Source organism: Kitasatospora sp. NPDC001309, from assembly GCF_042896295.1.
GTDB lineage: Bacteria > Actinomycetota > Actinomycetes > Streptomycetales > Streptomycetaceae > Kitasatospora.
The window spans coordinates 19,249-37,505 of sequence record NZ_JBIAXC010000045.1; the positions used below are offsets into that span (position 1 = coordinate 19,249).

Annotated in this window: 18 protein-coding genes; 4 read left to right on the forward strand and 14 right to left on the reverse strand. The window is 74.5% G+C overall.

The genetic code is table 11. The annotated features are described in order from the left end of the window. Positions 1 to 5: 5 nt before the first annotated feature. Positions 6 to 1,754 (reverse strand): ABC transporter substrate-binding protein, encoded by a 1,749-nt coding sequence (locus ACFY2K_RS33820; protein WP_387716460.1) that lies wholly within the window; start codon positions 1,752 to 1,754, stop codon positions 6 to 8. 175 nt (positions 1,755 to 1,929) lie between these two features. Between ACFY2K_RS33820 and ACFY2K_RS33825 the strand changes: the two genes are divergently transcribed. Beyond that, complete coding sequence (locus ACFY2K_RS33825; RefSeq protein ID WP_387716462.1) at positions 1,930 to 3,378, forward strand: aminopeptidase P family protein; 1,449 nt, start codon at positions 1,930 to 1,932, stop codon at positions 3,376 to 3,378. On the opposite strand, the gene ACFY2K_RS33830 is transcribed toward ACFY2K_RS33825, so the two are convergent. From ACFY2K_RS33830 to ACFY2K_RS33840, 3 genes are read right to left on the reverse strand one after another with little or no spacing between them, the layout of a single operon-like run. Then, complete coding sequence (locus tag ACFY2K_RS33830; protein ID WP_387716464.1) at positions 3,371 to 4,405, reverse strand: nitronate monooxygenase; 1,035 nt, start codon at positions 4,403 to 4,405, stop codon at positions 3,371 to 3,373. The genes ACFY2K_RS33825 and ACFY2K_RS33830 overlap by 8 nt on opposite strands. 59 nt (positions 4,406 to 4,464) lie before the next feature. Continuing rightward, complete coding sequence (locus ACFY2K_RS33835) at positions 4,465 to 5,091, reverse strand: response regulator (RefSeq protein WP_375890835.1); 627 nt, start codon at positions 5,089 to 5,091, stop codon at positions 4,465 to 4,467. Beyond that, positions 5,088 to 6,299: a sensor histidine kinase gene (locus ACFY2K_RS33840; RefSeq protein WP_380524713.1), complete on the reverse strand. Its 1,212-nt coding sequence runs from the start codon at positions 6,297 to 6,299 to the stop codon at positions 5,088 to 5,090. The genes ACFY2K_RS33835 and ACFY2K_RS33840 overlap by 4 nt, the downstream gene beginning before the upstream one ends. 223 nt (positions 6,300 to 6,522) lie before the next feature. Between ACFY2K_RS33840 and ACFY2K_RS33845 the strand changes: the two genes are divergently transcribed. Both ACFY2K_RS33845 and ACFY2K_RS33850 read left to right on the forward strand, forming a co-directional pair. Further along, entirely contained in the window at positions 6,523 to 7,599 is a 1,077-nt protein-coding gene (locus tag ACFY2K_RS33845; RefSeq protein WP_387716466.1) for an ABC transporter permease, read from the forward strand. A 73-nt stretch (positions 7,600 to 7,672) separates the two neighbouring features. After that, the gene (locus tag ACFY2K_RS33850) at positions 7,673 to 8,356 is read left to right on the forward strand and encodes an ABC transporter ATP-binding protein (RefSeq protein WP_375890829.1); all 684 of its coding nucleotides are present in this window, start codon (positions 7,673 to 7,675) and stop codon (positions 8,354 to 8,356) included. On the opposite strand, the gene ACFY2K_RS33855 is transcribed toward ACFY2K_RS33850, so the two are convergent. From ACFY2K_RS33855 to ACFY2K_RS33865, 3 genes are all read right to left on the reverse strand, one after another. After that, positions 8,353 to 8,895: a Uma2 family endonuclease gene (locus ACFY2K_RS33855; RefSeq protein WP_375890827.1), complete on the reverse strand. Its 543-nt coding sequence runs from the start codon at positions 8,893 to 8,895 to the stop codon at positions 8,353 to 8,355. The two genes, ACFY2K_RS33850 and ACFY2K_RS33855, sit on opposite strands and share 4 nt — an antisense overlap. 8 nt (positions 8,896 to 8,903) lie before the next feature. Beyond that, complete coding sequence (locus tag ACFY2K_RS33860) at positions 8,904 to 9,500, reverse strand: Uma2 family endonuclease (protein ID WP_375890825.1); 597 nt, start codon at positions 9,498 to 9,500, stop codon at positions 8,904 to 8,906. A gap of 101 nt (positions 9,501 to 9,601) precedes the next feature. After that, complete coding sequence (locus ACFY2K_RS33865) at positions 9,602 to 10,312, reverse strand: GntR family transcriptional regulator (RefSeq protein ID WP_375890824.1); 711 nt, start codon at positions 10,310 to 10,312, stop codon at positions 9,602 to 9,604. Between the two features lie 197 nt (positions 10,313 to 10,509). Between ACFY2K_RS33865 and ACFY2K_RS33870 the strand changes: the two genes are divergently transcribed. After that, positions 10,510 to 10,839 (forward strand): hypothetical protein, encoded by a 330-nt coding sequence (locus ACFY2K_RS33870; RefSeq protein ID WP_375890822.1) that lies wholly within the window; start codon positions 10,510 to 10,512, stop codon positions 10,837 to 10,839. Here the strand turns inward: ACFY2K_RS33870 and ACFY2K_RS33875 are convergent. The 7 genes from ACFY2K_RS33875 to ACFY2K_RS33905 form a co-directional block, all read right to left on the reverse strand. Further along, entirely contained in the window at positions 10,827 to 11,786 is a 960-nt protein-coding gene (locus ACFY2K_RS33875) for an ornithine cyclodeaminase family protein (protein WP_380643627.1), read from the reverse strand. The genes ACFY2K_RS33870 and ACFY2K_RS33875 overlap by 13 nt on opposite strands. Before the next feature lie 26 nt (positions 11,787 to 11,812). Further along, positions 11,813 to 12,838, reverse strand: a complete 1,026-nt coding sequence (locus ACFY2K_RS33880; protein ID WP_387716470.1) for a proline racemase family protein — start codon at positions 12,836 to 12,838, stop codon at positions 11,813 to 11,815. A 77-nt stretch (positions 12,839 to 12,915) separates the two neighbouring features. Further along, positions 12,916 to 14,277 carry an aldehyde dehydrogenase family protein gene (locus ACFY2K_RS33885; RefSeq protein ID WP_380643622.1) on the reverse strand — a complete coding sequence of 454 codons (1,362 nt, stop codon included), beginning with the start codon at positions 14,275 to 14,277 and terminating at the stop codon, positions 12,916 to 12,918. A gap of 37 nt (positions 14,278 to 14,314) precedes the next feature. Next, positions 14,315 to 15,319 carry a proline racemase family protein gene (locus tag ACFY2K_RS33890; protein ID WP_387716472.1) on the reverse strand — a complete coding sequence of 335 codons (1,005 nt, stop codon included), beginning with the start codon at positions 15,317 to 15,319 and terminating at the stop codon, positions 14,315 to 14,317. Positions 15,320 to 15,440: 121 nt separating this feature from the next. Next, positions 15,441 to 16,304, reverse strand: coding sequence for a dihydrodipicolinate synthase family protein (locus ACFY2K_RS33895; RefSeq protein WP_380524720.1), 864 nt, complete (start codon positions 16,302 to 16,304; stop codon positions 15,441 to 15,443). Positions 16,305 to 16,443: 139 nt separating this feature from the next. Beyond that, positions 16,444 to 17,877 carry an FAD-dependent oxidoreductase gene (locus ACFY2K_RS33900; RefSeq protein WP_387716474.1) on the reverse strand — a complete coding sequence of 478 codons (1,434 nt, stop codon included), beginning with the start codon at positions 17,875 to 17,877 and terminating at the stop codon, positions 16,444 to 16,446. Beyond that, positions 17,858 to 18,178 carry a (2Fe-2S)-binding protein gene (locus ACFY2K_RS33905; protein ID WP_380403980.1) on the reverse strand — a complete coding sequence of 107 codons (321 nt, stop codon included), beginning with the start codon at positions 18,176 to 18,178 and terminating at the stop codon, positions 17,858 to 17,860. The genes ACFY2K_RS33900 and ACFY2K_RS33905 overlap by 20 nt, the downstream gene beginning before the upstream one ends. Positions 18,179 to 18,257: the final 79 nt, after the last annotated feature.

Genomic DNA, 18,257 nt, shown 5'->3' on the forward strand with positions numbered 1-18,257 from the left:
GCCGCTCACTTGCCCTTGGCCGGGTCCTTGAGACCGACCACGGCCAGGTCGATCATCCCGGCGTAGCCCGAACTGCCGAACGCCCCGGCCACGTTGGTGCCGACCATGAGCGGGCGGCGCTGCCACATCAGCGGGACGGCCGGGGCCTTGCGCAGCAGGTCCTCGTCCAGCTGCTGCCAGGCCTTGTTGGCCTCGTTGACGTCCGGCATGGCCGCGATCGCGTCCATCCGGTCCATCGTGGCCTGGTCCCGGAACTGGCTGTAGTTGCCCTGGTTGCCCTTGTCCTTGATGGTGCGTCCGTCGAACAGGAACGGCAGGAAGGTCGCGGCGGAGGGGTAGTCCGGGCACCAGCCGTTGATGGTCAGCTCGGGAGCGTTCTTCGTGTCGCCGAGGGTGTCGGTGAAGGCGGACGGGTCCACGGTGTTGACGGTGACCTGGACGCCGGCCCTGGCCAGCGACTGCTGGATCGCCTCGGCCCGGGTCTTGTCGTTCTGCGAGACGGTCAGCCCGACTTTGAGGTCGGTCTTCCCGGCCGCCTTGAGCAGGGCCTTGGCCTTCTCCGGGTCACCGGCCGCCGGGATCTTCAACGGGTCGGCCGTGGCCCCGCCGGTGAGCGAGGGCGGCAGGAAGGAGGTCGCCACGTCGGCCATCGCCGGGCCGCCGAACGCGGTCACCTGGGCCTCCCGGTCGACGGCCCACATGATCGCCTCGCGCACCTTCGGGTCGTCGAAGGGCGCCTTGGCGGTGTTCAGGTACAGCATGTCCGTGCAGCCGGTCCGCTCGGCCGCCATCCGGGACTTGACGTCCGCCTTGGGCAGCACCTTGGCGACCGACTCGTGCTGCATCCAGGGCATGTTGAGGGCGTTGGCGTCGGCGCCCTCGCTGGCGATGATCCGGTCGTCCGCCTGGCCGCCCTTGATGCCCTCGGTGACCACGATCCGGTCCGGGTAGGCCTTGCGGACGGTGTCGGTGGCCTGGTCCCAGTGGGTGTTGCGGACCAGCACCAGCTGCTTGCCCCGGTCGTAGGTCTCGATCTTGTACGGGCCGGAGGAGAACGGCCGGGAGTCGTACTGGGTGCCCTTCTCCTGGGACTGCGGCACCGGGGCGAAGGTCGGCAGGGTGACGGTGTCCGAGAACTCGGCGACCGGGCGCTTGAGGTGGAAGACGATCGTCCGCTCGTCCGGGGTCTCGATGCTCGCCAGGTGCTCGCCGGTGAGCGGGCCCTTGTAGTTCTCGCCGCCGGCCAGGTACTGGATCGCGTAGTCCGGTCCGCCGGTGAGGTCCGGGGAGAAGGAGCGCTCGACGTTGTACTTGATGTCGGCGGACCTGATCGGGCTGCCGTCCTCGTACGTGAGGCCTTCCTTGAGGGTGAAGGTCCAGGTCTTGCCGCCGTCCGCGGACTTGCCCAGGTCGGTGGCGAGGTCCGGGACGATCTCGCTGCCGGCGGCCCCCGGCTCGGCCTTGAAGGTGGTCAGGGTGCGGTAGAGCAGCCGGGTGCCGAAGTCCATGTGCGGGACGGTCCAGTTGCGGGCCGGGTCGAGGTGGGCGAAGTCCTGGTTGGTCAGGACGGTGAGGGTGCCGCCCTTGGCCGGGGTGCCGCCGATGACCGAACCGCTCTCCGCGCCCGGGCCCTTGGTGCTGCTGGGGGCCGCGTCGTCGCCGGTGTCGCTCTTGTCGTTCTTGCAGGCCCCGAGGCCGAGGGTGAGGGTCGCCGCGAGGGCGGCGGCGAGGAGGGCATGGCTGCGCCTGGTCATGTGGCAACTCCGCTGTGGGGGGGCCTGCATCGGTCAGCGGGGCCGGCTCTGGCCGCGCCGCTGTGTGACCCGTAACATAGTAATGTGAAATTGCACTGCACAAGAGGTGGCGCCCGCCGTTACCCAGCTGTGTCCCACCAGCCCCAGCTCCCCACCCCCGCCTAGGAGTTCACCGGTGACCCAACCCCAGCCCCGGCTCGCCACCGGCAGCCACGACCTCCCGGTCTCCCCCGCCCTCGACGCCTTCATGGGCACCGCCTGGGCCGCCACCCCGCTCCCCGCCGACCAACGCGTCCCCGGCTACCCCGAGTTCGCCCGCCGCCGGGCCCGGCTCTCCGCCGCCTTCCCCGGCGAACGGCTGATCGTCCCCGCCGGACGCCTCAAGGTCCGCTGCAACGACCTCGACCACCGCTTCCGCCCGCACAGCGCCTACGCCTGGCTCACCGGCCTCACCGGCGAGGACCAGGCCGACCACGTCCTCGTCCTCGAACCGGCCGGCCCCGAGGGCCACGAACCCGTCCTCCACGTACGGCCCCGATCCCCGCGCAGCGGCGGCGAGTTCTACCGCGACCGGCGCTACGGCGAGTTCTGGGTCGGCCGCCGCCCCGACCTCGACGAGACCGCCCGGCTCACCGGACTGCGCACCGAACACCTCGACGACCTCGACACGTTGCTCGCCGGACCGCAGCCCCCCACCCGGGTGCTGGCCGGCACCGACGCCCTCGTCGACCGGGCCACCGGGCGCGGCTCCTTCACCCAGGACGACGAACTCGCCGCCGTGCTCTCCGAGTTGCGCCTGGTCAAGGACACCTGGGAGGTCCAGCAGCTGCAACTCGCCGTCGACCACACCGTCAGCGGCTTCGAGGACGTCGTCCGCGCCCTCCCCGCCGCCCTGCGCCACCACCGCGGCGAACGCTGGATCGAGGGCGTCTTCGACCTGCGCGCCCGCGCCGAGGGCAACGGCCCCAGCTACACCACCATCGCCGCCTCCGGCGCCCACGCCTGCGTCCTGCACTGGATCCGCAACGACGGCGCCCTCGACCCGGACGCCCTGCTGCTGCTCGACGCCGGCGTCGAGACCGACACCCTCTACGCCGCCGACATCACCCGCACCCTCCCGCTCAGCGGCACCTTCACCCCGGTCCAGCGCCAGGCCTACGAACTCGTCCTCGCCGCCCAGAGCGCCGGCATCGCCGCCCTGCGCCCGGGCGCCCGCTTCCGCGACTTCCACCGCGCCGCCATGCGGGTCATCGCCGAAGGCCTCGCCGACTGGGGGGTCCTGCGCGTCCCCGCCGAGCAGGCCCTCGCCGACGACAACGGCCTGTACCGCCGCTACACCCTCTGCGGCAGCGGCCACATGCTCGGCCTCGACTACCACGACTGCGCCAAGGCCCGCGCCGACCACTACGTCGACGGCACCCTGGAAGCCGGCATGGTCCTCACCGTCGAACCCGGCCTCTACCTCCAGCCCGACGACGAAACCCTCCCCCTCGAACTCCGCGGCCTCGGCATCCGCATCGAGGACGACCTCGTCATCACCGAGGACGGCGCCCACCTGATGTCCGGCGCCCTCCCCCGCACCGTCCCGGCCATCGAGTCCTGGATGTCCACCCTGCTCAGCTGAGCCGGGCCCCCCGCGCGCTCCGCCAGAGGTCCGCCACGAGCTGCTCCGCCGGGCCGGTGGCGGCCAGGCGGTGGGCGGTGCCGGCCCAGAGGTGCATGGCGGCGGTGTCGGCGCGGCGGGTGGCGGCGGTGCGCAGGGGGGCGGTGAGGTGGTGCACCTCGGGGTAGGCGGGCGGGGCGTACGGGCCGTGGCGGTCGATGAAGGCGTTGCGCAGGCCGCGGGCGGGGCGGCCGGTGAAGGCGCGGGTGACCACGGTCTCCGGGAGCTCGGTGAGCGCGGCCCGGTGGGCCGCCGAGGCGCCGGACTCGTCGGAGCGCAGCAGCGCCGTCCCCAGCTGCACCGCCGCCGCACCGGCCCGCAGCGCCGCCGCGACCGCCGGGCCGTCGCCCAGCCCGCCCGCGGCGATCAGCGGCAGCGGCGTCACCGCCCGTACGGCGGGCAGCAGTTCCAGCAGCGGCAGTTCCCCGGGCCGGTCCGTCACCCGGTGGGTGGCGCGGTGTCCGCCGGCCTCCGGGCCCTGGACGCACAGGGCGTCCATGCCGACCGCCTGCGCGGCCCGCGCCTCCTCCGGGCCGGTGACGGTGCCGACCTGCAGCGTGCCCACCGCGCGCAGCGCCGCCGCCTCCTCGGCCGTGGGCAGCCCGAAGGTGTACGAGACGACCGGTACCGGGTCGGCCACCAGCGCGGCCAGCTTGGCCTCCCAGTCGTCCCGGTCCGGCCCGATCTCCTCCGGCAGCGCGACGCCCCAGTGCTCGGCCTCGGGCCGCAGCCGCTCCCGGTAGGCGGCGACGGCCGCCGGATCCCCGGGCGGGGCCGGCACGAACAGGTTCACCCCGTACGGCCGGTCGCTCGCCTTCCGCACCTCGGCGATCTGCTCGGCCATCGCGGCGGCCGACTTGTAGCCCGCGGCGAGGAACCCCAGCCCGCCGGCCCGGTTCACCGCGGCCACCAGCTCGGGGGTGGAGGTCCCGCCCGCCATCGGGGCGCCGATCACCGGCACGGCGAGGTCATCGAGACGGACGGTCATCGGAGCGGCTCCTCAGGCGGCTGCGGGCACGGATCGCCCCCACCCTACGCCCGGCCGGCTCAGCGGATCAGCCCCCGCCCGCGCGCCTCCCGCACCGCCGCGGTGCGCGAGTCCACGCCCAACTTCGTGTAGATGTGCACCAGATGGGACTTCACGGTGGCCTGGCTCAGGTGCAGCCGCTGGCTGACCTGCTGGTTCGTCAGCCCGTCCGCGACCAGCCCGAGCACCTCGGTCTCCCGCGCGCTGAGCGCCGCGGCCGGCGTCCGCATCCGTTCCAGCAGCCGGTCCGCCACGCTGGGCGCCAGCGCGCTGCGGCCCGCCGCCGCGGCCCGGACCGCCTGGGCGAGTTCCTCCGGCGGCGCGTCCTTCAACAGGTAGCCGGTGGCGCCGGCCTCCAGGGCCGGCAGGGTGTCGGCGTCGCTGTCGTAGGTGGTGACCACCAGGACCTTCGGCGCGCCCGCCCGGGCGGTGATCGCGGCGGTGGCCTGGGCCCCGTTCATCGCCGAGCCGGGCCCGAACTGGAGGTCCATCAGCACCACGTCCACGCCCGGTCCGGCCGCCAGCTCGACGGCCCGCTCGGCGGTGGCGGCCTCGGCGACGATGGCGAAGTCCGGTTCGCTCTCCAGCACCGCCCGCAGCCCGGCCCGCACCACCGGGTGGTCGTCGGCGATCAGCAGCCGGATCACGGCCCGGCCTCCGGCGCCGGGGCGACGGGCAGTTGCACGGCCAGCGCCGTCCCCTCCCCGGGCGCCGACTCCACGGTGAAGCTGCCGCCGAGCGCCCGGGCCCGGGCCCGCATGGAGGGCAGGCCGAAGCCGCCTTCCCCGTCGGTGCGGCCGGCCACCGCCGCCGGGTCGAACCCGGCCCCGTCGTCGAACACGTCCAACGCCACCTCGCCCTCCATGTAGCTGAGTGTCACCTCGGCCCGCGAGGCCTTCGCGTGCCGCACGGTGTTGCCGAGCGCCGACTGCGCGATCCGCAGCAGCGCCACCTCCTGCGCGGCGGGCAGCCGCACCTGCTCCCCGGAGACGTGCAGGTGGACGGGCAGACCGCTGTGCGCCGTGGTGGTCGCGCACAGCCGCTCCAGCGCGACGGACAGCGGATCGCCGTCCAGCGCGGGCGGGGTGAGCGCGCGGACGAAGCGCCGGGCCTCGTCCAGGTTGTCCTGGGCGGCCTGCCGCGCCTGCTCGACGTACCCGGCGGCGGCCTCGGTGCGCTCGGGCAGCGCCCGCTGGGCCGCCCGCAGCAGCAGCTGGATGGAGCTGAGGCTCTGCGCGAGGGTGTCGTGGATCTCCCGGGCCAGCCGCTCGCGCTCGGCGAGCACGCCGGCCGCGTGGTGGGCGGCGGCGAGGTCGGCGCGGGCGGCGGTCAGTTCGTCGATCAGCCGGCGGCGTTCCTCGCTCTCCCGGTACAGCGCCTGGTAGCCGAGCACGGTGGCGGTGGCGACGGCCGCGCCGAGCAGCGGCCCGATGGAGGCGGCCAGGTTGAAGGCGTGCTGGTGGAAGGACCATCCGGCGATCGCCGCCGCGGCCGTCAGGCCGACCGCGACCAGCCCGCTGCGCCGGCCGAGCAGGTGCAGTTCCAGGAAGTACAGCGGGAACGCCAGCCACACCCCGTCCTGGGTGGCGACCAGCACGCCCGCCCAGGTGACGCCGAGCAGGGCCAGCCAGAGCGCCGCGCCCCGACGGGACCGGTGCACGGCGGCCAGCCTCGGCCCGACGGCGTACACGGCGGCCATTGCGGAGGCCGCGGCGCCCACGGCGGCCGGGTCCCCGCCCCGGGCGGCGAAGGCGGCCCGGGCAACGGCGAGCGCCAGCAGGCCCGCCACCAGCAGGTGCAGGCAGAGCCGGAGGACGAGGGCGACGGGAGTGGTTCTGGATCGTTCGGTCGCCATCCCTCCAGCCTAAGTTCCGGCCCGGTGCCCGGCATCAATCAAAAGGTTGAACTCCGCTTCTGCCCTTTGATGCCCAGGATGCAATCCCCGGCGCGATGCCTGCGGGCCCCCTGCTCGGCGACCGTGGGGGCATCGCTGGTTCCGTCCACCGCACCCGTCCACCCTTCGATCCAACGCGCCATCCGCCACTCCGTCCACCGCTCCGCCCGCAGAAAGGCCCACCGTGTTCGTCGCCTGGAGGGATCTGGGGTTCGCCAAGGGGCGGTTCGCCCTGATGGGAACCGTCATCGTGCTGATCACCGTCCTGGTCGGCATGCTGTCCGGGCTGACCGCCGGACTCGGCCGGCAGAACATCTCCGCGATCAGCGGGCTGCCCGCCGACCACCTGGTCTTCGGCAAGCCCGCCGACGGCCAGGAACTCAACTTCACCGACTCCCAGGTCACCCCCGACCAGTGGCAGGCCTGGGCGCGCGAGCCCGGCGTCACCTCCGCCCAGCCGCTCGGCATCACCACCACCAAGGCCGCCGCCGGACAGCGCACCGCCGCGCTCTCCGCCTTCGGCGTCCCCGACGGCTCCGACCTGGCCCCGCAGGGCGGCATGATCGCCCCGGGCAGGGCGGTGCTCTCCCGGACCGCCGCCGAGAAGCTGGGCGGCCTCACGCCCGGCACCGGCTTCACCCTCGCCGGGCACCCGCTGCAGGTGGCCGCCGTCGACGGCGACGCCGCCTACAGCCACACCCCGGTGATCTGGACCAGCCTCGCCGACTGGCAGCAGTTCGCCCCCGGCGGCGCCGGCCACGCCACCGTCATCGCCCTCCACACCGCCGCGGGCGCCGACCTGACCGCCGCCGACGCCCACCACGGCACCGTGACCCGCACCCGGGACGACGCCCTCGCCGCGATCGGCTCGTACACCTCCGAGAACGGCTCCCTCCAGCTGATGCGCGGCTTCCTGTTCGCCATCTCCGCCCTGGTCATCGGCGCCTTCTTCACCGTCTGGACGATCCAGCGCAGCGGCGACATCGCCGTGCTCAAGGCGCTCGGTGCCTCCACCCGCTACCTGCTGCGCGACGCCCTCGGCCAGGCGGTGCTGCTGCTGGTGCTCGGTACGGCCGTCGGCACCGCGATCGCCCTCGGCGCCGGCTCGCTGATCGGCTCCGCCGTGCCGTTCGTCCTGGACGCCCCGACCCTGCTGCTGCCCGCCGTCGTCATGATCGCCCTCGGCGCGATCGGCGCGGCCCTGTCCATCCGGCGGATCACCTCCGTCGACCCGCTGACCCCCCTGGGGAGCGCCCGTTGAACGAGCGAAGCGAAGTGACCATCGAAAGGTGCGCGTGGGCTCATGCCCCCGCCGAGCGAAGCGAGGCGGGCGCATGAGCTTGGAACTCGACCGCATCACCCTGACCTACCCGGACGGCGACGGCCGGCTCACCGCCCTGGACGACGTCTCACTGACCGTCCCCAAGGGCACCCTCACGGCCGTCGTCGGCCCGTCCGGCTCCGGCAAGTCCAGCCTGCTGGCCGTCGCCGCCACCCTGATCGGCCCGGACACCGGCCGGGTCGTCGTGGACGGCACCGACACCGCGGGCCTCGGCCGCGCCGAACTCACCGCCCTGCGCCGCACCCGGATCGGCATCGTCTTCCAACAGCCCAACCTGCTGCCCTCGTTGACGGCCGCCGAACAGCTCCAGGTGATGGCCCACCTGGACGGCCGCTCCCCCCGCAGCGCCCTCCCCCGCGCCCTGGAACTCCTCGACGCCGTCGGCCTGCGCGACCAGGCCGCCCGCCGCCCGCACCAGCTCTCCGGCGGACAGCGCCAGCGGGTCAACATCGCCCGCGCCCTGATGAACGACCCCACGGTGCTGCTGGTGGACGAGCCCACCAGCGCCCTCGACCACGAACGCGGCGCGGCCGTCCTGGAGTTGATCACCGAACTCACCCACCGCCGGGCGACCGCCACCGTCCTGGTCACCCACGACCGCACCCACCTGACCGCCGTCGACCAGATCGCCGAGGTCCACGACGGCCGCGTGACCATCCCCGCTCCGACCCGTTAGAAGAGGAGGTCGTCCACGCTCAGGGCCACCACCGCGCCGATCGACTCCGGCAAGGTGAACTCCCCCGAGGCGTGGACGGCCTGCTCCCGGTACACGCCGTCCACAGGGTCCGTCATCACCAGGACCCGACGCCCGATCCGGTCCACGACCACGTAGACCGGCACCCCCGCGAGCGCGTAGGCGGCGGGCTTCCTGGTGAGATCGCTGCACAATGCGGCCGAGGTCACCTCCAGCACGAACCGGAAGATCTTCGGGTCGTAGCAGTTGTACGTGACCATGTGATCGTCGCTGTCCGCATCGACGATCGACAGGTCCGGCATCGCGAAGTCATCGGGCCCGGTCGGCAGCCAGATCGCGATCCGTTGGAAAACCTCGGTATCTCCATCGTCCGACCCCGCCGCAGAGCAGGCCCTCCGCACACGGTTCAGAACCCTGGCATGCCGCATGTCCGGCACCGGTTCAACGGACACCTCGCCACCGAGCACCTCCACCCGGCGCCGGGGAAAGCGCTCGAAAAGGGCGTCAGCCAAGTGGAGCACGAAGACGACTACTTCTTGGTCATGAGTACGTCGTCCACCGAGAGCGTCACCGTTGCCCCGATCGACTCGGGCAGCGTGAACGACTGCCCCGGATGGTGTACCGCGTGCACCCGGTACTCGCCGTCCTTGGGGTCGGTGAGCACCATGACCCGCTGGTTCGTCCGGTCCACGATGACGTAGACGGGCACCCCTGCCTCGGCGTACAGCAGAGGCTTGACCTTCAGATCAGTCGTGAAGTTCGACGATGTCACTTCCAGTACAAGACGGAAGACCATCGGGTCATAGCAATTGAGCTCGATCAGGTGTTCTCGGTAGTCGGCATCGACGACACACAGATCCGGAACCGCATAATCGGACGGTCCGCTCGGCAACCACAGACCCATCCCCGGGACCACTCGGGACACATCACCATGGAGCCCCGCCGCCGACAAAGGGATGATCAGGTCGGTGAGCATGTCATTGTGCGGCCCGTCCGGAGGCGGCGTCACCGTGATCTGTCCTCCAAGAACCTCGACCCGGTGCCCCACGAGTCGATCGGAGATCAGCTCTGCGGCTTCGAGCAACGTCACCTGCTCGAAGGGTCCTTCCACTGCGGCGGCGGACATGGAAATCCTCCTGGCTGCCGATGTCGGGACCATCATGGTAGAGCGCGGGCACCCTCCGACGCCCGATCCTCCGCATTCACCCGAACGGGTGGTTTAGCCCCCTACCGAGCCCGGAGCCGCAGGCCCGGGCGCTCCGCCTCGGCCTCCTCGTCCTGGCCCGCCCAGAGCGAGCGGACGTGGCTGAGGTGGCGGGTCATGCAGGCCTCGGCCGCCTCCGCGTCGCCGCTCAGCATCAGGTCGAGCAGCTCGACGTGCTCCTCCGCCGAGGAGACCAGCTGCCCCAGCTCGTCCAGCCGGGTCAGCCCGTACAGCCGGGAGCGCTTGCGCAGGTCGCCGACGACCTCCACCAGCCGGGCGTTGCCGGCCAGCCCGAGCAGGTCGAGGTGGAACTGCCGGTCCGCCTCCAGGTAGCCGATCAGGTCGTGCTTGCGCGCCGCCGCGACGATCGCCTCGGCCTCGGGGCGCAGCCGCTCCAGCTGCTCCTTGGTGGCGGTACGGGTGACCAGGCCGACGGTGGGGACCTCGATCAGGGCGCGGATGCCGGTGTAGTCGTCGAGGTCGCGCTCGGTCAGTTCGGTGACCCGGAAGCCCTTGTTGCGGACGGCCTCGACCAGGCCCTCCCGGGCGAGGTCGAGCATGGCCTCGCGGACGGGGGTCGCGGAGACACCGAAGTCGGCGGCGAGGGCGGGGGCGGAGTAGACGACGCCGGGGCGCAGTTCGCCGGAGATCAGGGCCGCCCGGAGCGCGTGGGCGACCTGGTCGCGGAGCCGCTCCTGCACGGAGATCAGGGTGCGGGACTTGAGCTCGGCCATGGTGTTCCTCCGGTGGGTGCAGAACACCAGCGTACAATGTCACGTTACGTTGAGCGTGCAACAAGCCGGGAATCCGAACAGCCTGTCACGGTCGCCGCCGCCGACGTTCATGGTGGCAGCGACCACCGGTCGGCACAACGGTCGACGCCACACCGGCGACCGCCGGAACACCCTCGGACGAACGGAGACACCGGAACGTGGGCATCGAGATCGCCCTGCACGACGGCCGGCCCGGCGCCGGCCGCACCGCCCCCGCCCTGCTGCACCTGTCCACCGGCCACGGCCCGGCCCTCGCCGCCGCCCTCGCCGCGCACACCCGGCCCGCCGACCACCGGCTCGCCCGGATCGACCCGTACGGCGACACCCACTTCAACGAGCAGGACGCGGCCGCCGCCTTCGAGGAGGCCACCGCCCTGCTCGCCCGCTGCACCACCGAACCGCAGCGGGCGGCCGTCCGCGACCTGCGCAACCTGCTCGCCAACTGCGCAGCTATACCGGGGAGTTGGCTCAGCCTCTACGGGGACTGAGGCGACGACGGCGCCCCGGCCCGGTACACCTCCGCCGCCACCGCCAGGTCCTCCCAGGCCATCCCGACGCTCTTGAAGAACCGCGGCCGCCCCTGCGGCAGCAGTGCGTCGCCGCGCAGCAGCTCGGCCAGGTTCCACACCTGCCGCCGCCCGAGCGCGCCCGCCAGCAGCAGGTCCCCGGCCTCCCGGGCCGCGACGGCCCGCGCCTCCACGTACAGTTCGGCCCGCCCGACCAGCACCTCGTCCACCTCGCGGGCGTCCGGCTCGTGCGAGCCGACCGCCGCGACGGCCGCGTGGTCGGGCACCAGCGCACCGTCGAACAGCGGGGTGCGCGCGGTCGTGCAGCAGACCACCACGTCCGCCCGCCCGACCGCCTCCGGCCCGCCCACCGAGGCGGTCAGCCCGAGCGCCCGGCCGTACTCGGCCAGCGCGCCCGCCCGTCCGGCGTGCCGCGCCACCACGGTGAGCCGCCGCAGCGGCCGCACGGTGAGCAGCGCGTCCAGGTGCCCGTAGGCCTGCGGCCCGGAGCCGAACACCACCACGTGTTCGGCCTCCGGGACCGCGAGCCGCGCCAGCGCCGCCGCCGTCACGGCGGGCGTGCGCAGGGCGGTGAGGGCCGCGCCGTCCAGCAGCGCCAGCGGCTGGAGCGTCGGCCCGTCCAGCAGCAGGTAGCTGCCGGTGATCCGGGGCAGTCCGCGCGCGGGGTTGGCCGGCGCCACCCCGGCGATCTTCACCCCGGCGTACGGCCCGGCGGCGGCGGGCATCAGCAGCAGCTCGCCGGCGGGCACCGGTACGGCCGACCGGGCGGGCGCCGCCTCCGGGTCGAGCCCGTCCAGCAGCACCCGCTCGATCGCCCGCACCGCCCCGGCGGGCCCGATCCCGCCGGTGCCCGGCACGGCGTACTGGAGCGGCTCAGCCCCCGCGCCGGGCAGCTCATCAGGGGTCACGGCATCGGGGGGCACAACATCGGGGGTCACAGCGTGAACCCCGGCGCGTCCCCGGGCTCCAGCACGAACAGTTGCTCCCCGGTGCGGTACGCCGTCCCGCCGACCTCGGTGACGACGCCCTCCCCCAGCGGGTCGCCGCCGCCCACCACCCGCCCGGTGAACACGGTGCCGATGACGGACTCGTGCCGCAGCTCCTCGCCCGGCGCGATCCGCCCTTCGGCGGCGAGCACCGCGAGCCGCGCGGAGGTGCCGGAGCCGCACGGCGAGCGGTCGATCTGCCCGTCCGCGAACACCACGACGTTCCGCTGGCTCAACACCCCCTCCTCCGCAGGAAGTTCGTCGTACAGCACGACCCCGTACACCCCGGAGAGCCGCGGGTCGGTCGGGTGCGCGACGGCCTCCGACCCGGCCAGCAGCGCCCTGATCTCCCGCCCCGCGGCGACGAGTTCGGGCAGCAGCCCGGGCTCGACGGCGAGCCCGAGGGCGGCGGCCGGCACCGAGGCGTAGCACGCCCCGGAGTGCGCCACCGCGACCTCGACCGTCCCCCGCGAGGTCTCGACCGGCAGCTTCAAGGCGCTGACCCGGCTCAGCACGTTGCGGAAGGTGACCCCGGTGGTGCGCCCGCCGCTCCGCCGCACCAGCGCGGTGACCCGCCCGGAGGGGACGTCGATCCGCACCCGGGCCACGCCGTCCGCGGGGGCCGGGACCAGCCCGGAGTCCACGGCCCAGGCGCCGAGCGCGATGGTGCCGTGCCCGCAGGCGGTCGAGTAGCCGTCCTTGTGCCAGAACAGCACGCCCAGGTGGGCCTCGTCGTCGTCCGGCGGCACCAGGAACCCGCCGTACATCCCGGCGTGCCCGCGCGGCTCGTGCACCAGCAGCCGCCGGACCTCCTCCAGCGCGCTCGGCCGGGGCGCGGTCGCGCTGCCGCCCGCGCCGATCGCGATGGCCCGCCGCTCGGCGACGCTGTCGCCGGGGATCGGGGGCACGCCGTCCAGCACGATCCGGAACGGCTCGCCGGCCGTGTGGTAGTCGACCGTACGGACGCACAGCACCGGCCCCGGCCCCGCACCCGGCGCCGTCCCGACCCCTGTCCCCGTCCCCGAGCCCGTCCCCGCTGCCCTGCCCGGCATCACAGCCCCCCGCCCGGCAGCACGCTGACCGTCCGGCCGACGGTGTAGAACTCCAGTGCCGCCCGGCCCTGTTCGCGCTCCCCGTGGGCCGCGCCCTTGGTCCCCCCGAACGGCAGGTGGAAGTCGACGCCGCTGGACGGGGCGTTGACCCGGATCATGCCCGCGTCCAGCCGGTCGGCGACGGCCAGCGCCGCGTCCAGGCTCCGGGTGTGCACCGAGGTGGCCAGGCTGTGCGGAGTGTCGTTGGCGAGCGCGACGGCCGCGTCCAGGTCGGCCGCCGCGTGCAGCACCGCGACCGGTCCGAAGAACTCCTCGCGCGCCAGCGGGTGTTGCGGGGGGACGTCGGCGAGCAGGGTCGGCTCGACGTACCAGCCGGCCCGGTCGGGCGCGCCCCCGCCGACCAGCACGCTCGCCCCGTCCGCGACGGCCGACTCGACCGCCGCCACCAGCCGCTCCCGCGCGTCGGCGCCGATCACCGGCCCGCAGACCGTGTCGTCCACCGCCGCCAGCGCCTTGACCAGGGCCTCGCGCAGCGGCTCGTACGCCGTCCCGACCGCGATCACCCGGCTGGTCGCCGTGCACTTCTGTCCGGCGTACCCGGCGATCGCGGCCGCGATGTGCCCGGCGGCCAGTTCCACGTCCGCGTCCGGCAGCACCAACGCCGCGTTCAGGCCGCCGAGTTCGGCCTGCACCGGCACCCCGCGCCCGGTGGCGGCCAGGACCACGGCCCGGCCGACGCCGGTGGAGCCGGTGAAGGAGACCACGTCCGCCGCCGCGACCAGCGCCGCCCCCTCCTCCGCGCCGCCGGGCAGCACCGCGAGCACGTCCGGGGGCAGCACGGCCGCGGCCAGCTCGGCCAGCCGCAGCGCGCACGCCGTCGCCTCCGGCGCGGGCTTGAGCACCGCCGTGTTGCCGACCGCCAGCGCCGGAGCGGCCTTCCAACTCGGGATCGCCAGCGGGAAGTTCCACGGCGCGATCAGCCCGGCCACCCCGTGCGGGCGGCGCCGGGTGAACAGCAGGCCCGGTCCGGCGGCGGTCTCGTGCACCGCGCCGGACGGCTCGTACGGCGCCTGGGCGTAGTAGCGCCAGATCGCCGCCGTCCGGGCGACCTCCCCCCGCGCCTCGGCGAGCGGCTTGCCGACCTCGCGCACGATCAGCGCGGCGAGTTCCTCGGCGTGCGCCTCGACCGCCTCGGCGATCCGGCCCAGCGCGGCCGAGCGGGCGCCGGCACCGGCCGCCAGCCAGCCGCCCTGGGCCGCCCGGGCCCGCCCGACGGCGGCCCGCACGGCCTCGGCGCCGGGTGCCTCGACGGCGACCACCAGGTCGGTCGGGTCGGCGGGGTTGTACGAGGTGATGGTCACAACTAGCAGCCCTTCAAAGCGCGTTCGGGAGGGAGCGTCAGAGCAGGAAGCCCGCCGGGAACGGGTCGTCCGGGTCGAGGAAGTACTGGGCGGTGCCGGTGATCCAGGCCCGCCCGGTCACGGTGGGCACCACGGCCGGCTGCCCGGCCACCTCGGTCTCCTCGACCAGCCGCCCGGTGAAGGTGGTCCCGATGAAGGAGTCGTTGCGGAAGTCCCGCCCCAGCGGGAGTTCGCCGCGCGCGTGCAGCTGGGCCATCCGGGCCGAGGTGCCGGTGCCGCAGGGCGATCGGTCGAACCAGCCGGGGTGGATGGCCATCGCGTGCCGGGAGTGCTCGGCGGTGGAGCCGGGGGCGAGCAGCTGGACGTGGTGGCAGCTGTGGATGGAGGGGTCCTCCGGGTGCACCGGCCGGTCGGGGCTCGCGTTGATCGCGTCCATCAGGGCCAGGCCGGCGTCCAGGATGTCCTGCTTGCGCTCGCGGTCGAACGGCAGCCCGAACTCGGCGAGCGGCAGGATGGCGTAGAAGTTGCCCCCGTACGCGAGGTCGTAGCCGATGGTGCCGTGGCCGGGCACCTCGATCTTGCGGTCCAGCGCGACGGAGTACGAGGCGACGTTGCGGATGGTGACGGCCTTGGCCGCGCCGCCCTCCACCCGCACCTCGGCGACCACCAGTCCGGCGGGGGTGTCCAGCCGTACCGTGGTGACCGGCTCGACCACCGGCACCATCCCGGTCTCGACCAGCACGGTGGCGACGCCGATGGTGCCGTGCCCGCACATCGGCAGCAGCCCGGAGACCTCGATGTAGAGCACCCCGAAGTCGGCGTCCGGCCGGGTCGGCGGCTGGAGGATCGCGCCGCTCATCGCGGCGTGCCCGCGCGGCTCGTACATCAGCAGGGTGCGGAAGTGGTCCAGGTGCTGCTGGAAGTGCACCCGGCGTTCGGCCATGGTGGCGCCGGGGATGACGCCGAAGCCCCCGGTGATCACCCGGGTCGGCATGCCCTCGGTGTGCGAGTCGACGGCGTGGAACACGTGACGGCTGCGCATTCCGCACAACTCCTCTGACGAAGCGGTTGGTTGAGGCCGGCTGCCCGCACAGCCGGCCGTACGACGGGTGGTGCCGGTAGTACCAGTGGTGCCGGTGGTGCCGGCCCGTGTCGGGCAGGCCCTACGCCAGACCCTCCGCGAGGGCCTTCTCGGTGGCCGCGCGCACGGCCGCCTCGATCTCCGGCTCCAGCGGCTGCCGCGGCGCCCGGACCGGCCCGCCGGGGCGTCCGGCGATGTCCATGGACAGCTTGATGGCCTGGACGAACTCGGTCCTGGAGTCCCAACGCAGCAGCGAGTGCAGCGACTTGTAGAGCGGCAGCGCGGTCTCCAGGTCGTGCCCGACGGCCGCGCGGTACAGCGCCGCGGACGCCTCGGGCAGCGCGTTCGGGTACCCGGCGATCCAGCCGACGGCCCCGGCCAGCGCCAGCTCCAGCAGCACGTCGTCGGCGCCGATCAGCAGGTCCAGCCCGGGCGCCAGCTCGGCGATCTCGTAGGCCCTGCGGACGTCCCCGCTGAACTCCTTGACCGCCACGATCGAGCCCGCGCCGTGCAGTTGGGCGAGCAGCGCGGGCACCAGGTCGACCTTGGTGTCGATCGGGTTGTTGTACGCGACGACCGGCAGCCCGGCCCGGGCGACCTCCGCGTAGTGCGCCCGCACCGAGGCGTGGTCGGCCCGGTAGGCGTTGGGCGGCAGCAGCAGGACGGAGCCGGCGCCGGCCTCGGCGGCCTGCTCGGCCCAGCGGCGGGACTCGGCGCTGCCGTAGGCGGCGACCCCGGGCATGACCCGGGCGCCGTCGCCGGCCGCCTCGACCGCGACCTCGACGATCCGGGTGCGCTCCTCGGCGGTGAGCGTCTGGTACTCGCCCAGCGAGCCGTTCGGGACGACGCCGTCGCAGCCGGACTCGATCAGCCAGCGGACGTGCTCGGCGTAGGCGTCGTAGTCGACGGAGAGGTCCGGGCGCAGCGGGATCGTGGTGGCGACCATGATGCCGCGCCAGGGGCGGGTGGTGTCGTGCGGGGTGATGGACACGTTGGGCTCCTTGGTGAGGTGTGACATTTTATAAACAGTGACAGGCCGGAGACAAGGGTCCCCGCCCGAGACGTTCCGACGGATCGGGCCCGGCCTACTCCCCCGGGCCGGCCGCCAGCTGCGAGAGCGGCACCGGGCAGGCCATCGGCCGCCGGTCCGCCCCCGGCTCCGCAGCGCCGGACAGGCAGGCCACGGCCGGACCGCACATCCGCCCCTGGCACCAGCCCATCCCCGCCCGGGTGAGCAGCTTGACGGTCCGGGGATCGCCCGCGCCCAACTCCTCCACCGCTTCCGCGATCCGCGCGACCGGCACCTCCTCGCACCGGCACACGTCGGTGTCCGGCCGCAGCCACCCGGTCCAGCCGGGCCCGGGCCGGTGGGCCGCCGCCATCAGCGCGGCGAACTCCCGTAGCCGGGCCCGGCGGCCCAGCAGCGCCCGCCCGGGCAGCACCCCGGCGACCGCGTGCGCGGCCAGCTCCCCCTCGGCGAGCGCGAGGTCCGCACCGCCGACGCCGTTGGTCTCCCCCGCGGACCACAGGCCCGGGACGGAGGTGCGCAGCCTGGCGTCGACCCGCAGCGCGACCGCGCCGTCCGGCCCGGCGAGGGTGTCCGCGCCGAGTTCGGTGGCCAGGTCGATCTGCGGCAGCAGCCCGTGGCCGACGGCGAGCGCGTCGCAGGCGATCCGCCGCTCGGTGCCGGGCAGCGGCCGCCAGTCGGCGTCCAGTCGGGCCACGGTGACGCCGGCGACCCGGTCCGTCCCGTGCGCCTCGACCACCGCGCTGCGCGGCCGCAGCCGTACGCCGTGCCGCAGCAGCGCGCCGCCGTGCCCGGCGCCCTCGACGAGCTTGGCGGGGACGGCCGCCAGCACGCCGGGGCGCCGGGCGTACCCGAGGTAGCCGCTCGCCTCGACCACCGCCGGGACCTCCGCCCCGGCGGCGACCAGCGAGGAGGCCGCGGCGAGCAGCAGCGGTCCGCTGCCGGCCACCACGATCCGCCGGCCGGGCAGCACCAGCCCGGCCTTGAGCATGGCCTGGGCGCCGCCCGCGGTGACCACCCCGGGCAGCGTCCAGCCGGGGAAGGGCAGTTGGCGCTCGTACGCGCCGGTGGCGAGCAGCACCGCCCCGGCCCGGAGGGTGGCCCGGTCGGCGGCCTGCGGGCCGCGGGTGACGTGCAGGGCGAAGCCGTCGACGGTCCGCTCCAGCGCCCACACCTGGTGCCCGCCGCGGAAGTCGGCCCGCGGGTGGGCTTCGAGCCGCGCGGCCAGCCCGGCGTACACCGGCCAGCGGTGGTGCAGGCGGCCCGGGCGGCTCGCGCCCAGTCCGGGCGCCGGGTGCCGGTAGTACTGCCCGCCGGGCCGGTCCGCGCCGTCCAGCAGGACGCAGCGCAGCCCGAGGTCGGCGGCGGTCACGGCGGCGGCCAGCCCGGCCGGCCCGGCCCCCACCACGGCGAGGTCGTAGGCCGACCCGGAGCGCCCGGCCGACCCCGAGCCCTCGGACGACTCGGAACGCTCAGACGGCGAGATCGGCACGACCGTGGCCCTCCTGACTGGTGACGACGGTGCCGGGCTCGGCGGGCAGCAGGCACAGCCGCTGGTTGGCCCGGCCGTCCACGGTGGCCAGGCAGTCGAAGCAGGCGCCGATCCCGCAGAACGCCCCGCGCGGCCGCCCGCCGGTCCGGGTGGTGCGCCAGGCGAGCACGCCGTCGGCCCAGAGCGCGGCGGCGATCGACTGCCCGGGCAGGGCGCGGACGGCCCGCCCGTCGAACTCGATCAGGTGCCCGGGCCCGGGGTCGGCCCCGACCAGCCCGGCAGGGGTTCGGCGACGCGTCACCGGCTTCTCCATTCCGTCGTCCAGCTCATCCGATCCGATCCGTCCACGGCCCGGCCCACACCGACACCCACGCCCGCCA

Bases quoted from the DNA above. Each gene is read 5' to 3' on its own strand.
- ACFY2K_RS33820 (WP_387716460.1), bottom strand. From the start codon at position 1,754: ATGACCAGGCGCAGCCATGCCCTCCTCGCCGCCGCCCTCGCGGCGACC.
- ACFY2K_RS33830 (WP_387716464.1), bottom strand. From the start codon at position 4,405: ATGACCGTCCGTCTCGATGACCTCGCCGTGCCGGTGATCGGCGCCCCG.
- ACFY2K_RS33840 (WP_380524713.1), bottom strand. From the start codon at position 6,299: ATGGCGACCGAACGATCCAGAACCACTCCCGTCGCCCTCGTCCTCCGG.
- ACFY2K_RS33850 (WP_375890829.1), top strand. From the start codon at position 7,673: ATGAGCTTGGAACTCGACCGCATCACCCTGACCTACCCGGACGGCGAC.
- ACFY2K_RS33860 (WP_375890825.1), bottom strand. From the start codon at position 9,500: ATGTCCGCCGCCGCAGTGGAAGGACCCTTCGAGCAGGTGACGTTGCTC.
- ACFY2K_RS33865 (WP_375890824.1), bottom strand. From the start codon at position 10,312: ATGGCCGAGCTCAAGTCCCGCACCCTGATCTCCGTGCAGGAGCGGCTC.
- ACFY2K_RS33890 (WP_387716472.1), bottom strand. From the start codon at position 15,319: ATGCGCAGCCGTCACGTGTTCCACGCCGTCGACTCGCACACCGAGGGC.
- ACFY2K_RS33895 (WP_380524720.1), bottom strand. From the start codon at position 16,304: ATGGTCGCCACCACGATCCCGCTGCGCCCGGACCTCTCCGTCGACTAC.